Raw genomic sequence first — 14565 nt, forward strand, 5'->3', positions numbered from 1 at the left:
CGACATGGCGATCTACGCGCTCGGTGACCTCGTACCGTCGATCCACCCGGACGCCTACGTCCATCCGGACGCGACCGTGATCGGCGACGTCCGGATCGGCCCGCGAGCCTCGGTGTGGCCGCAGACGGTGCTGCGCGGCGACCACGGTTACATCGAGATCGGCGAGCGGTCCAACATCCAGGACGGCTGCGTCGTGCACTGCACCAGCCGGCACCCGACGATCCTCGGCCCGTCGTCGGCCGTGGGCCACGCCGTGCACGTCGAGGGCGCCACGATCGGCAGCGGCTGCCTGATCGCGTCCGGCTCGGTGGTGCTGAACGGGACCGTGATCGAGGACGGCGGCATGGTCGGCGCCGGTGCCGTGCTGTCGTACAACTCCCACGTCGGCAGCGGCGAGATCGCGCTCGGGGTGCCGGCGAAAACGCGGCCGAACAAGTCGTTCTCGCCGGAGCAGATCGCCACCGTGGTCGACTCCTACGTCCGGCGCGGCGCCCGGTTCCGCGCGGAGCTCCGCCGCCTCGACCCGCCCAGGTGAGCTCGCCCACCCCGCGCTAGGCTTGCGGGCCGTGACCGCACGACCGCTGAACGAGATCGTCGAAGCAGGCTGGGCGCAGGCCCTCGAACCGGTGGCCCCGCAGGTGGCCGCGATGGGGGAGTTCCTCCGCGCGGAGATCGCCGCCGGCCGCACGTACCTGCCGGCGGGGGAGCACGTGCTGCGCGCGTTCAAGCAGCCCTTCCACGACGTGCGGGTGCTGATCGTCGGCCAGGACCCGTATCCGACGCCGGGCCACGCGGTCGGCCTGAGCTTCTCGGTGGCGCCCGACGTGCGGCCGATCCCGAAGAGCCTGATCAACATCTACAAGGAGTACGCCGACGACCTCGGCCACCCGTTGCCGTCCAACGGCGACCTGACGCCGTGGGCCGAGCAGGGCATCCTGCTGCTCAACCGCGCGCTGACGGTCCAGCCCGGGAAGTCGAACTCCCACCAGGGCAAGGGCTGGGAGCAGGTGACCGAGCAGGCGATCAAGGCGCTCGCCGCGCGCGACGAGCCGATGGTCGCGATCCTCTGGGGCCGCAACGCCCGTAACCTGCGGCCGATGCTGGGCGACGTGCCGTGCATCGAGTCGGCGCACCCGAGCCCGCTTTCGGCGCACAACGGCTTCTTCGGCTCGCGCCCGTTCAGCCGCGCGAACCAGCTGCTGGCCGACCAGGGCGCGGCGCCGGTGGAGTGGAAACTCCCCTGAAGTTCCGGCACGTGTGGTGTCCGGTCCGGCGTCGCGGTTCCGACCAGGGCATGACGAACCACCCTGATCCTGGAGGGCAGCCATGACCGCCACCGTCACTTCCGCCGACGGCACCTCGATCGCCTTCGACAGCACCGGCGCGGGCGCGCCCGTGATCCTCATCGGCGGCGCCGTGAACGACCGGACCACGGTCGCCGGCCTCGCCACAGTGCTCGGCGAAGCGGGATTTCGCGCCGTCGCCTATGACCGGCGAGGCCGTGGTGACAGCGGCGACGCGCCGGCGTACAGCGTCGCGCGCGAGGTCGAGGACCTGGCCGCGCTGATCTCGCACGTGGGCGGTTCGGCGGCGTTGTTCGGGCACTCGTCGGGCGCGATCCTGGCGCTGGAGGCGGCTTCGCAGGGCTTGCCGGTCACGAAAGTCGCCGTCTACGAGCCGCCGTTCGTCGTCGTCGAATCGCGGCCACGCCCGGGCGACGACCTGGTCACCCGCGTGCGCGACCTGGTTTCCGCCGACGACCGCAGCGGCGCCGTGGAGCTGTTCCTGACCGAAGGCGTTGGTGCCCCGCCGAAGCAGATCGCGGGCATGAAGGCGTCGCCGGTGTGGGCTTGGTTCACGGCGCTGGCGCACACCTTGCCGTACGACCTCGAGATCTGCGGCCCGGGAAACCACCTGCCCGTCGACCGGCTGGCGAAGATCGACGCCCCGGTCCTGGGCATCGGCGGCGGCAACGGCGAGGCGTGGATCCGGGCCGCCGCGGAGGCCGTCGCCGCTGTGGTGCCCAACGGCCGTTACGAGACGCTCGAAGGACAGGACCACGGGGTGCTCCACCACCCCGAGTCCCTCCGCGACCTGCTCAGTGGGTTTTTCAGGTGACTGATTGCCGGAGGTGACGACCGCCGGGGGTCCAGGGGGCTTGCCCCCTGGCGGGGGTTCGGGGGTTCGACCCCCGAAAGACACCTGAGGCGAAAAAAATGGCGAGTGCTCTCCACGAGCACTCGCCACCCTGAAACTTTCGCCTCAGCCGCGGACTACTTTGCCGGCCTTGATGCACGAGGTGCACACGTTGAGACGCTTGCGCTGGGACACGCCGATCTTGGCGTGCACAGTCTGGATGTTCGGGTTCCACCGGCGGTTGGTACGCCGGTGGGAGTGCGAGACCGACTTACCGAAGCCCGGTCCCTTGCCACAGACGTCGCACACGGCAGCCACGTCGAACTCCTCTGATATGGGACTAAGAATGCGCGCCCGAACCAGCCGGGCAACTCGACCATAGTAACGAGTGGTCTCGGGTGGGTCGTCACGGGGTCGATACCCTCGCGGGGACCAGCGAGGAGGTTACGGGGTGCGGGTGCTGGACGTGGCAGCGGTGACGGCCTGGTCGGCGGCGTGTGTGCGCAGCCTGGACCGGCTGCGCCCGGCGATCAACGGCATCAACGTCTACCCCGTCGCGGACTCCGACACCGGCTCCAACCTCCTCCACACCCTGACCGGCGCCCGTGACGCCCTGACCGCCGCCCTCCAGGACCCGTCCGCACCCGACGACGCTGGGGTGGGCAGCTCCTCGCCGCTGACAGGCGACGCTGGTTCGCGCGGCCCTTCGCCGCTGGCTGGCGACGGCGGTTTGCGCGACGATTCGCTGTCAGCGGGAGACGCTGATTCGACGGGCAGTTCGCCGCTCGCGGGCGAGGCCGGGTCGAGCAGTCCTTCGCCGCTAGCCGGCGACGCTGGCTTGCGTGGCGATTCGCCTCTGGGGAGCGAGGCCGGGTCGAGCAGTGCTTCGCCTCTGGGGAGCGACGGTGGTTTGCGCGGCGATTCGCCGCTAGCTGGCGAGCCTGGTTTGCACGGTTCGCCGCCGCTGGCCGGCGAGGCTGCGTCGAGTGGTGCTTCGCCGTTGAAGGGCAATGCCGACCCGAGGGGCGGCTCGCCGTTGGCGCGCGACGCAGTCGGAGACGATGTCCCGCAGGTCGACAACACCGCAGCCCGGCCTCGCGATGACCAGTCGCCATCCACTGGCGACGTCGTCACCCGGTCCGAGCCGTCGCCAACCGCCGCGGCGCTCGCCGTCCTGGCCCGTGGCGCCGTGGCCGCGGCCCGGGGGAACTCCGGCGTGATCATCTCCCAGGTCATCCGGGGAATTGCCGAATGGGCGGCAACGGGGGGCGAGCTGGACGGCGCCGGGCTGGCCGCCGCGCTCGGGCATGCCGACAAGGTCGCCACCGGTGCGGTCAGCCGTCCCGTCGCGGGGACGATGCTGACCGTCCTGCATTCGGTGGCCGGGGCCGTTCGCGGGGACACGCGGCCGCTCGCCGAGGTGGCCGAGACCGTCGCCGCCACCGCTGCCGCCGCCCTCGAAGAGACGCCCAAGCAACTGCCCGCCCTCGCGAAGGCCGGGGTCGTCGACGCCGGGGGACGCGGGCTGGTCGCCGTGCTCGACGCGCTCGCCGGCGTCGTCACCGGCAAGAACGCCGCGCCCGAACACGAGCTGGAGGTCGCCGTCGCCGCGCCTGTCGCCGAGCCCGCGCCGTACGCGTGGGAAGTCATGTACCTGCTCGATGGCGTCGACGAGGCGCAGCTTCCGGCGTTGCGCAAGGAGCTGAGCGGCTTCGGCGACAGCGTCACGGTCGCGGGTGACGGTTCGGGCAGTCACGCCGTCCACGTCCACTGTGCCGATATCGGCGCCGCTATCGAGGCCGGGCTTGACCTGGGGCGGCCGCGCCGCGTCCGCGTCGAACCGCTGCTCACGCCCACGCCGATCGAGCCCGGCGGTGGCCTGGACCGGTCCGTGGTGGCCGTCGTCCGCGGTGGCGGGCTGGCCGAGCTGCTGCGTGCCGAGGGCGTCGCCGTGCTGGCCGTTCCGGAGGGCGAGATTCCGGGCGTCGAGGACATGATCGGGCTGTTCAACGAAGTCGCCGGACGGCACGTCACGGTGCTGCCCGGCGGCATCGACCTGACCGCCGCCGCCGACACCGCCGCCGGGCACGCGATGGCGGGCGACCGCGACGTGGTGGTGATCCCATGCGCGTCGCCGGTGCAGGTGCTGGCCGCGCTCGCGGTGCACGACGGGGACCGTCGCGCCAACGACGACGTCGTCGCCATGGCTGAGGCCGCCGCCGCGACCAGGCGTGGCGAGCTGCGGATCGCCCACGAGGAGTCGCTAACCTGGGTGGGCCGGGCCCAGTCCGGCGACGTGATCGGCCTGGTCGACGACGAGGTGGTGCTGATCGAAGCGGCGCCCGCCTCGGAGACGAACCTGGTCGCGGCCGCGATGGGCGTGCTCAACCGGATGTTGACCCTCGGCGGCGAATTGGTCACCGTGCTGGGCGGCGCGGACGCCCCGCCCGGGGTGGCCGCCGAACTCGCCGAGCAGCTGCGGCTGGAACACCCCGAGGTGGAGTTGACGAGTTATGCCAGTGGCCAGGCCGAGGCCGTGCTGCTGATGGGGGTGGAATAGGAATGGCCGGGCTACGCGAAAAGCTCCCGCTGCTGCTGGGCGCGAAGACGGCGAAGGCGCTCTCCGGGGCGTTGGACATCGAGACCGTTTCGGACCTGCTGCGGCACTACCCGCGCCGGTACGCCGAGCGCGGCGAGCTCACCGACATCGCCGGGCTGGAGCTGGGCGAGCACGCGACCGTGCTGGCGCGCATCGAGAAGATCAGCAAGCGCCGCATGAAGTCGCGCAACGGCACCATCCTCGACATGGTCATCACCGACGGAAAACGTCGCCTGGCCTGCGCGTTCTTCAACCAGGCGTGGCGCGAGAAAGAGCTGTCGCCGGGCAAGACGGGGCTGTTCGCGGGCAAAGTGACGGCGTTCCGCGACACGCTGCAGCTGGCGAACCCGGAGTACGAGCTACTGGACGCCGAGCGCGAGGCCGAGGCCGTCGACAGTTTCCTCGCCGAGATCATCCCGGTGTACCCGGCGGCGCAGGGCATGCCGTCGTGGTCGATCGCCAAGTGCGTGCGCCAGGTGCTCGATGTGCTGGAGGTCGACGAGGACCCGATGCCCGAGGAACTGCTGAAGCGCAACGGCTTGCCCGGCCTGGAGCGCGCGCTGCGCGGGATCCACCGGCCCGAGGACTGGGCGCACCTGGAGAGTTCGCGGCACCGGCTGAAGTGGGACGAGGCCATGGCCGTCCAGCTGATTTTCGCGCAGCGGCGGCATTCCGCGGTGTCGCGGCCGGCGAAGGCCAGCCCGCACACCGACGGCGGCCTGCTCGACGCGTTCGACAAGCGGCTGCCGTTCGAGCTCACCGCGGGCCAGCGCGCGATCGGCGAGGACCTCGCCGCCGACCTGGCGACCGAGCACCCGATGAACCGCCTGCTGCAAGGCGAAGTGGGCTCGGGCAAGACCGTCGTCGCGCTGCGGGCGATGCTGCAAGTCGTCGATTCCGGGCGACAGGCCGCGCTGCTGGCGCCGACGGAGGTCTTGGCCGCGCAGCACGCGCGTTCGTTGCGCGAAATGCTCGGTGAGCTGGGCATGGCCGGCGAGCTGGGCGCGGCGGACAACGCCACGCGCGTCACGCTGCTCACCGGTTCGATGGGCGCGAAGGAACGCAAGAAGTCGTTGCTGGAGACGGTCAGCGGCGAGGCCGGCATCGTCGTCGGCACGCACGCGCTGATCCAGGACACCGTGCAGTTCGCCGATCTCGGCTTCGTGGTGGTCGACGAGCAGCACCGGTTCGGCGTCGAGCAGCGGGACGCCCTGCGCTCGCGCGGTGCCGACTCCACCAGCCCGCACGTGCTCGTCATGACGGCGACGCCGATCCCGCGCACGGTCGCGATGACCGTCTACGGCGACCTCGAGACGTCCGCGCTGCGCGAGATGCCGGTGGGCCGCTCGCCGATCAAGACCACCGTGGTGCCGGTGGCGGAGAAGCCCGCGTGGTTCGACCGTGTGTGGCAGCGCGTCACCGAGGAGGTCGCGAAGGGGCACCAGGCGTACGTCGTGTGTCCGCGCATCGGCGACGAGCCGCCGTCGGACAAGAGCGACAAGCGGCCGCCGCTCGCGGTGCTCGACGTCGCGCCCGATCTGGTGGGCGGGCCGTTGAAGGGCCTGCGCGTCGCGGCACTGCACGGCCGCATGCCGCCCGACGAAAAGGACGCCGTGATGCGCGCGTTCGGCGACGGGAAGGTGGACGTGCTCGTGGCGACGACCGTCGTCGAGGTCGGCGTGAACGTCCCCAACGCGACGGCCATGGTGATCCTCGACGCCGACCGGTTCGGCGTGAGCCAGCTGCACCAGCTGCGCGGGCGCGTCGGCCGGGGGAGCGTGCCCGGGCTGTGCCTGCTGGTCACGGAGACCCTGGACGGCACCTCGACCCGCGAACGGCTGGCCGCGGTCGAATCGACCACGGACGGTTTCGAACTGTCGCGTTTGGACCTCGAGCTGCGTCGTGAGGGGGACATCCTCGGCGCGTCGCAGTCCGGCAAGCGCTCGAGCCTCAAGCTGCTTTCGCTGTTGCGCGACGAGGACGTGATCACGGAGGCGCGCGAGCAGTCGCAGGAGATCGTGGTGCGCGACCCGTCGCTTTCTGGGTATCCGCGGTTGGCCCAGATGGTGTCGGACGTCGTCGACATGGACCGCGCGGAATACCTGGAGAAGAGTTGACGCCGGTCGTCCGTCCGGCCACGGCCGCCGACGCGGCGCAGATCGCCGCCGTCCATGTCGGCTCCTGGCAAGCGGCCTACGACGGGCTGTTGCCTGCGGAGTTCCTCGCGGGCCTTTCGCTGCCGGCGCGCGAACGGTCCTGGGTGGAGAGGCTGTCCGCCCCTGATTCCGGCCAAACGGTGCTGGTCGTCTTGTTGGACGGCGCCGTCGCGGGCTTCGCCGCCGTCTGCCCCAGCCGTGACGAGGACGCGACCCCGGAAACCGGCGAGCTGACGTCGATCTACCTCCTGCCCGACCACTGGGGCCGCGGCGCCGGGCGGGCCCTGCACGAACGCGTGGTCGCGACGCTGGCCGCCACCTTCACCACGGCCACCCTGTGGGTCCTCTCGACGAACACCCGCGCCCGCCTCTTCTACGAACGCGCCGGCTGGTCACCGGACAACCGCACCAAGGTCGAAACGATCGCGAACGGGACCGTCACGCTGGACGAGGTCCGGTACCGGTTGTCGCTGCGCGGCTGAACTTCCGGCTCCGGCGCCGCGGCGGGGCCCGGGGTACTTGCGCATCCCAAGGCGTCGAAGATTCGGTCACTCGGACGTAGTTCGGCGGCGGTTTGGCTGGCCTTCCCGGTGTCAGGCCGGGTGAGGTTGGCCGTCGGCGAAATTCGGCGAATCGGTGCCGGGGTCGGCGAGGGCGCTGTGGTTGCCGTCGTCACCAGCACCAGCACCAGCACCAGCACCAGCACCAGCACCAGCACCAGCACCGCCACCAGCGGCGGTGCCGACGTCGTCGTCCGGCGGCGAATCCGTGACGAACACACCGGCACGGGCAGCGGCCGCGGCGGTCTCCGCGGCAATCCGCGCATCGTGGTCGGTCACGGACTCCCGCGAGATGAACAGGCGGTAGAAGATCGGCCCGCTCGCCGCGCGTAGGACCTCCGCAGAGTCGGTGCCGACGGGGGCCTCGCCGCGGGTGACGGCGCGCGTCACGATCACCGCGCAACGGTCGTGCCGATCTTGGTAAAACGCGTGCAGCGCCTCGGCCGCGCGCGCCGAATGGAAGGCCGTCAGCACCGACGCCGTCGGCAGTTCACGCAGCGCGGGGTCGGTGAAATAGCGGACGACCTCCGCCAGCATCTCGTGCAGGTCGCCGGCGAGCGAGCCGGTGTCGGGCGCCGTCCAGCCGTCCTCGACGCCCATGTGCAGCGCGGCGGCGACGAGCCCGTCCGTCGACTCCCAGCGGCGATAAACGGTGGTCTTGTGCACGCCCGAACGCTCGGCGACAGCCTCCACGGTCAGGTTGACGAAGCCGCGCTCGGCGAGCAGGTCGAGCGTCGCCTGCAGCACGGCGAGGCGCGTCCGCTCCGTGCGACCACCCGGTCGGCGGGTCCCGGCTAATTCGGTTGCCAACTGCGACTCCTGTTGCGTTAGTGTGCCCAGTATGCCAGACCTCGACGCAGTGACGCCCTTCTCGCCGGACGACGTGGCCCCGATCGCGGACCTGATCGGAGACGCGCGCGTCGTGGCGATCGGCGAAAACAACCATCACATCCGCGAGTTCGGCGAGCTGCGCAACCAGCTCCTGCGGCATCTCGTGACGGAGCGCGGGTTCGCCGTGCTGGGCTTCGAATCGGGATTCGCCGAGGGGCAGCTCGTCGACGAATGGCTGCGCGGCGGTCCCGGTGACGTCGCCGACATCGCCCGCGACGGTTTCACCTTCAAACTCGGCGACCCGCCCGAGATCCACGAGATGCTCACTTGGCTGCGCGGGCACGGCGGGGTCCGTTACGCGGGCCTCGACGTCCCGAGTTCCGGAGGCTCGCCGGTCCCGGCGCTGCTCGCCGTGCGGCGGTATCTGGAAGACGTCGACCCGGACGTGGTCCCGCTGGTCGAGGCCGGTCTCACCGCTTCGGAGCCGTACGCGTCGGTCAGCAATGCCGTCGCCCCTGGCCGTTACGCGGCCATGGCCGCGCCCGCGCGAGATGCGGCGACGACGGCGCTGGCCGTGCTCGTCGCGCATCTCCGTTCGCTGGCGCCGGTGTATGAGCAGCGTTGCGAGGGGGACCCCCACGCGCACGCCATCGCCGAGCACCACGCGGCCGGCGCGCTCCGCATCGACACCTGCCTGCGCGAGCTGGCGGCGATGATGTCCGGCGCGGCGCCCGCGCTCGTGAGTTCTTCGCGCGACACCTACATGGCCTCGACGGTCCAGTTGCTGCGGCGCCTCCACGGCGAGGGCGAGAAGATCATCGTGATGGTCCACAACGGACACTTGCAGCGCGTGCCGTTCGCGCCGAAGCCGTCGATGCGCTTCCCCTCGGCAGGCATGCACCTGGCGGCGGAACTCGGCGACGACTACTTCGCCCTCGGCCTCACCGCCGGCGTGGGCACCACCACCGGCCTCGCACCGGATGACAGCGAGCGTCTCGCCTTCCGCGTCTTCGAGAACGAGCTGCCGCCGCTCGCGGAGGACAGCGTCGAGGCCGCGCTGGCCGAGTCAGGTTCCTGTCTGGTCGACCTGCGCGCCAACCGCGCGAAGGGCATCACGGGGCCGTCGAGCATGCGGCACGCCCACCTGTTCACGCCGGTTGACGTCGTGCAGGCCTTCGACGCCCTGGTCCACCTGCCGCGGATGTCCGTCAGCGGGAACGTCCCGTCCGCTTAGGCGGCCGGGCCCTCGTCGAAAGTCTCGCCGGACAGCAACGGTTCGAACTGCCGGTACGCGGCGAAATCCCGGAAATGCCGGGCGTACAGGTCGGCGTCGCCGGTCAGGTCGTCGGCGAGCGACCGTGCGACGTCCACCACCCGCTTGCAGGTCCACGTGATCAGTTCGCCGCGCTCGTTGCGGTAGCTGCCCGTCTCGCCTTCGGCACGGCGACGGACGGCCTCGCGGGCGGCGTTTTCGTCGGCCGCGTGGACCAGCACGACGTCCTCGCGGTACAGCGGTTCGTGGGTCGGCGAATCGCCCGTCGCCTCGTAGAGGACAACGGCGATGTACGGCTCCGTCCTGCTCATTCGTCCTCCTCGCCTGGTTGTCGATCACTGTCCCCACGAGCCGTCACGAGGGCAAACTGTTTCGGTCAAACACGGTCCAGCCCATCGGGTGACGTCGAGTTGCCGCCCGCTGGCGACCGGGATACGACGCAGTCATGCGGAATCGGACGGCGCGTGGTCTCTTGTCGGCGACAATGGCGTTTCTGCTGGTGGCGGGCGTGCAAACGCCGGCGCTCGCGGCCGGCGGCACCCAGGCCAACCCACCGAGCTGGGGACTCGACCGGATCGACCAGCGGACCGGCCTCGACCAGAAGTTCCACTACGAAACCGACGCTTCGGACGTCACCGTGTACGTGATCGACAGCGGTGTCGACGCGAAGCACCCGGACCTCCAGGGCCGCGTGGCGCCGGGCAAGGACTTCCTCACCACCGGCGCCGACACCTCCGACACCAACGGCCACGGCACACGCGTGGCGGGCATCATCGCCGGGAGCAGTTACGGCGTCGCCAAGGGCGCGCAGATCTTCCCGGTCCGCGTGCTCGACAAGGACGGCGGCGGCTCCACCGACAACATCATCGCGGGCATCACCTGGGTGACGCAGAACGCGCACCAGCCCGCGGTCGCCGTTCTCGGCATCGGCGGCGTGCCCAACGAGAAGCTCGACAACGCTGTCACCGGCCTCGCCGCCGTGATGCCCGTCGCAGTGCCCGCGGGGGAAGGCGGCACGGACGCGAGCCAGATCTCGCCGGCGCACGTGCCGGCCGCGCTGACCGTCGGCGCGAGCGACGTCCAGGACCAGGTGGCGAGTTTCTCCAATTTCGGGCAACCCCTGGACCTGTACGCGCCGGGCGTCGACATCCCGGCGCCGCTCGCTGGGACGTCGAACGTCGGCACGCTCTCGGGGACATCGATGGCAGCGGCCTTCGTGGCGGGTGCTGCCGCCCTCTACCGCTCGGAGCATCCGGAGGCCTCGCCGGCGGACGTCACCACGGCGTTGGTGCAGGCGGCGACCCCGGACGTGCTCAAGAACGTGCCCACCGGAACGGCCAACCGGCTCCTGTGCACCCTGCCCGCGGCGAAACCCTGACTGTTGCGGGGAAGCGGAACTCCCCGCATCATGCACCCAGGTCGGGGCACATGACGTCCATCACCTGGACAACGGCTCCCGGACAGCGGGAAGAACCGGGTAACGTGCCTTCACTACCGATCCGAAACGGGAAGGACCGGGCATGTTCCGCAAGGTGCTGGTGGCCAACCGCGGCGAGATCGCCATCCGGGCGTTCCGCGCAGGCTACGAACTGGGAGCGGGCACGGTTGCCGTGTTCCCGCACGAAGACCGCAACTCGCTGCATCGGCTGAAGGCCGACGAGGCCTACGAGATCGGTGAGCCGGGTCACCCGGTGCGCGCCTATCTCTCGGTGGACGAGATCGTGGCGGCCGCCGAGAAGGCGGGCGCGGACGCGGTTTATCCGGGATACGGCTTCCTGTCGGAGAACCCCGACCTGGCCCGTGCCTGCGAAGAGGCGGGGATCACGTTCGTCGGGCCGTCGGCCGACATCCTCGAGCTCACGGGCAACAAGGCCCGCGCCGTCAAGGCGGCGCGCGAGGCCGGCGTGCCGGTGCTGGGCTCTTCGGAGCCCTCGAGCGACATCGACGCGCTCGTGGCCGCGGCCGACGACCTGGGCTTCCCGGTGTTCGTGAAGGCCGTCGCCGGTGGTGGCGGCCGCGGCATGCGGCGGGTCCAGGAGCCGGCTCAGCTGCGCGAGTCCATCGAGGCGGCCGCGCGCGAGGCCGAGTCCGCGTTCGGCGACCCGACGGTGTTCCTGGAGAAGGCCGTCGTCGAACCGCGGCACATCGAGGTGCAGATCCTCGCCGACGGCGAGGGCAACATCATCCACCTCTACGAGCGCGACTGCTCCGTCCAGCGCCGCCACCAGAAGGTGGTCGAGCTGGCGCCCGCGCCGAACCTCGACCCCGAGCTACGGGCCCGGATCTGCGCCGACGCCGTCAAGTTCGCGCGCCAGATCGGCTACCGCAACGCCGGCACGGTCGAGTTCCTGCTGGACAAGCAGGGCAACCACGTTTTCATCGAGATGAACCCGCGGATCCAGGTCGAGCACACGGTCACCGAAGAGGTCACCGACGTCGACCTCGTGCAGTCCCAGCTGCGGATCGCCTCGGGCGAGACCCTCGATGACCTCGGCCTCTCGCAGGACAAGATCTACCTGCGCGGCGCCGCGCTCCAGTGCCGGATCACCACGGAGGATCCGGCCAACGGCTTCCGCCCGGACACGGGCATGATCAGCGCCTACCGCTCGCCGGGCGGATCCGGCATCCGGCTCGACGGCGGCACCGCCTTCTCCGGCACGGAAATCAGCGCCCACTTCGACTCGCTGCTGGTGAAGCTGACCTGCCGCGGCCGCGACTTCAAGACCGCCGTGGGCCGCGCCCGCCGGGCCGTCGCGGAGTTCCGTATCCGCGGTGTGGCGACGAACATCCCGTTCCTGCAGGCCGTCCTCGACGACCCGGATTTCCGCGACGGCCACGTCACCACGTCGTTCATCGAGGAGCGCCCGCACCTGCTCACCGCGCGCCACTCCGCCGACCGCGGCACGCGCCTGCTCACCTACCTGGCCGATCAGACGGTGAACAAGCCGCACGGCGAGCGCCCGCGCACCCCCGAGGCGGCGGCGAAGCTGCCGAAGATCCCGGACGGTTTCAAACCGGCCGACGGCTCCAAGCAGAAGCTCATCGAGCTGGGCCCGGTCGGCTTCGCGAGCTGGCTGCGCGAGTCGCCGCTGATCGGCGTCACGGACACGACATTCCGCGACGCGCACCAGTCACTGCTCGCCACGCGGGTGCGGACGAAGGACCTGCTCGCCGTCGCGCCAGTGGTCGCCGCCACCGTGCCGCAGCTGCTTTCGCTGGAATGCTGGGGCGGCGCCACATACGACGTCGCGCTGCGCTTCCTGGCCGAGGACCCGTGGGAGCGGCTGGCCCAGCTGCGCAAGGCCGTGCCGAACATCTGCCTGCAGATGCTCCTGCGCGGGCGCAACACCGTCGGCTACACGCCTTACCCGACCGAGGTGACGCACGCCTTCGTCGAGGAGGCGACCGCCACCGGCATCGACATCTTCCGCATCTTCGACGCGCTCAACGACGTCGAGCAGATGCGGCCGGCGATCGAGGCCGTCCGCGAGACCGGCGCCGCCGTCGCCGAGGTCGCGCTCTGCTACACCTCGGACCTGTCCGACCCCGGCGAAAAGCTCTACACGCTCGACTACTACCTCAGTCTGGCCGAGCAGATCGTCGGCGCCGGCGCGCACATCCTGGCGATCAAGGACATGGCGGGACTGCTCCGCGCGCCCGCCGCGGCGAAGCTGGTGACCGCGCTGCGCAAGGAGTTCGACCTCCCGGTGCACATCCACACCCACGACACGGCGGGCGGCCAGCTGGCCACCTACCTCGCCGCGATCCAGGCGGGCGCGGACGCGGTGGACGGCGCCGTCTCGTCGATGGCCGGCACCACGTCGCAGCCCTCGCTCGGCTCGATCGTCGCGGCCACCGACCACTCCGACCACTCGACCGGCCTCGACCTGCAGGCGATCGGCGACCTGGAGCCGTACTGGGAGAGCGTCCGCAAGATCTACGCGCCCTTCGAAGCCGGCCTCGCGTCGCCCACCGGCCGGGTGTACCACCACGAGATTCCGGGCGGGCAGCTTTCGAACCTGCGCACCCAGGCCATCGCGCTGGGCCTCGGCGACCGCTTCGAGGACATCGAGGCCATGTACGCCGCCGCGGACAAGATCCTGGGCCACCTGGTGAAGGTGACGCCTTCGTCCAAAGTGGTCGGTGACCTCGCACTGCACCTCGTCGGCGCGGGCGTGTCGCCCGCGGACTTCGAGGCGGAGCCGAACAAGTTCGACATCCCCGACTCCGTGATCGGCTTCCTGCGCGGCGAGCTCGGCGACCCGCCGGGCGGCTGGCCGGAACCGTTCCGCACCAAGGCTCTTGAGGGCCGTTCGGCGGCCAAGCCGGTGGTGGAACTGTCCGAAGAGGACCGCAAGGAGCTGACGGACGATCGTCGCGGCACGCTGAACCGGCTGCTGTTCCCTGGCCCCACGAAGGAGTTCCAGGCTCACCGCGAGGCGTACGGCGACACGAGCGTATTGCCCAGCAAGGACTTCTTCTACGGCCTGCGCCCGGGCGAGGAGTACGCGGTCGACCTGGAGCCGGGCGTCCGCCTGCTCATCGAGCTGGAGGCGATCGGCGAGGCCGACGAGCGTGGCCTGCGCACGGTCATGTCGTCGCTGAACGGCCAGATCCGGCCGATCCAGATCCGGGACCGCTCCATCGCCTCGGACATCCCGGCCACGGAAAAGGCCGAGAAGGGCAACCCGAAGCAGATTGCCGCGCCGTTCGCCGGCGTGGTGACGCTGCAGGTGGCCGAGGGCGACGAGGTGGAGTCCGGTGCGACCGTGGCGACCATCGAGGCCATGAAGATGGAGGCGTCCATCACCGCTTCGGCGGCGGGCAAGGTCGGGCGCTTGGCGATCACCTCCGTTCAGCAGGTCGAGGGCGGAGACCTCCTCATCGTGCTCGAGTAGCCGGCCACGACGCCAGTTTTCAGTGTCGCGAACGGCCCTTTCGCTCCCCTGCGTAGCGAAAGGGCCGTTCGCGACGTTTTGGGCTCGTGTTCTTCGGCGTGCCCGCGCTAAC

The 14565-nt window shown here is 70.7% G+C and carries 11 protein-coding genes and 1 pseudogene; 9 read left to right on the forward strand and 3 right to left on the reverse strand.

Features of this window, described 5'->3' with window-relative positions; all coding sequences use genetic code 11:
* Positions 1-4: 4 nt before the first annotated feature.
* The 3 genes from OG371_RS25220 to OG371_RS25230 all read left to right on the forward strand — a co-directional run bounded on the left by OG371_RS25220 (position 5) and on the right by OG371_RS25230 (position 2118).
* Entirely contained in the window at positions 5-535 is a 531-nt protein-coding gene (locus tag OG371_RS25220) for a gamma carbonic anhydrase family protein (protein WP_329057570.1), read from the forward strand.
* Positions 536-566: 31 nt separating this feature from the next.
* Positions 567-1244, forward strand: a complete 678-nt coding sequence (locus OG371_RS25225) for a uracil-DNA glycosylase (protein WP_091623269.1) — start codon at positions 567-569, stop codon at positions 1242-1244.
* Between the two features lie 82 nt (positions 1245-1326).
* Positions 1327-2118 carry an alpha/beta fold hydrolase gene (locus tag OG371_RS25230; protein ID WP_329057571.1) on the forward strand — a complete coding sequence of 264 codons (792 nt, stop codon included), beginning with the start codon at positions 1327-1329 and terminating at the stop codon, positions 2116-2118.
* Between the two features lie 144 nt (positions 2119-2262).
* On the opposite strand, the gene rpmB is transcribed toward OG371_RS25230, so the two are convergent.
* On the reverse strand, positions 2263-2454 hold the full coding sequence (gene rpmB, locus OG371_RS25235) for a 50S ribosomal protein L28 (protein WP_091623274.1): 192 nt from the start codon (positions 2452-2454) through the stop codon (positions 2263-2265).
* A 133-nt stretch (positions 2455-2587) separates the two neighbouring features.
* On the opposite strand from rpmB, the gene OG371_RS25240 reads away from it, so the two are divergent.
* From OG371_RS25240 to OG371_RS25250, 3 genes are read left to right on the forward strand one after another with little or no spacing between them, the layout of a single operon-like run.
* Positions 2588-4696, forward strand: a complete 2109-nt coding sequence (locus OG371_RS25240) for a DAK2 domain-containing protein (protein WP_329057574.1) — start codon at positions 2588-2590, stop codon at positions 4694-4696.
* A 2-nt stretch (positions 4697-4698) separates the two neighbouring features.
* A complete protein-coding gene (gene recG / locus OG371_RS25245; RefSeq protein WP_329057575.1) occupies positions 4699-6852 on the forward strand; it encodes an ATP-dependent DNA helicase RecG in 2154 nt (717 codons plus the stop codon).
* On the forward strand, positions 6849-7373 hold the full coding sequence (locus OG371_RS25250) for a GNAT family N-acetyltransferase (RefSeq protein WP_329057576.1): 525 nt from the start codon (positions 6849-6851) through the stop codon (positions 7371-7373). Before recG ends, OG371_RS25250 begins: the two co-directional genes overlap by 4 nt.
* A gap of 273 nt (positions 7374-7646) precedes the next feature.
* On the opposite strand, the pseudogene OG371_RS25255 reads toward OG371_RS25250, so the two are convergent.
* A pseudogene (locus OG371_RS25255) lies at positions 7647-8261 on the reverse strand (TetR/AcrR family transcriptional regulator); the annotation flags it as partial.
* A 31-nt stretch (positions 8262-8292) separates the two neighbouring features.
* Between OG371_RS25255 and OG371_RS25260 the strand changes: the two are divergent.
* A complete protein-coding gene (locus OG371_RS25260; RefSeq protein WP_329057577.1) occupies positions 8293-9516 on the forward strand; it encodes an erythromycin esterase family protein in 1224 nt (407 codons plus the stop codon).
* Here the strand turns inward: OG371_RS25260 and OG371_RS25265 are convergent.
* Entirely contained in the window at positions 9513-9866 is a 354-nt protein-coding gene (locus tag OG371_RS25265) for a DUF4288 domain-containing protein (protein WP_329057578.1), read from the reverse strand. The two genes, OG371_RS25260 and OG371_RS25265, sit on opposite strands and share 4 nt — an antisense overlap.
* Positions 9867-10039: 173 nt before the next feature.
* Between OG371_RS25265 and OG371_RS25270 the strand changes: the two genes are divergently transcribed.
* A complete protein-coding gene (locus OG371_RS25270; RefSeq protein WP_329057579.1) occupies positions 10040-10933 on the forward strand; it encodes a S8 family peptidase in 894 nt (297 codons plus the stop codon).
* 142 nt (positions 10934-11075) lie between these two features.
* On the forward strand, positions 11076-14453 hold the full coding sequence (locus tag OG371_RS25275) for a pyruvate carboxylase (protein ID WP_329057580.1): 3378 nt from the start codon (positions 11076-11078) through the stop codon (positions 14451-14453).
* Positions 14454-14565 lie beyond the last annotated feature (112 nt).

Origin of the sequence: Amycolatopsis sp. NBC_01480, assembly GCF_036227205.1 — a bacterium.
Classification (GTDB): domain Bacteria; phylum Actinomycetota; class Actinomycetes; order Mycobacteriales; family Pseudonocardiaceae; genus Amycolatopsis.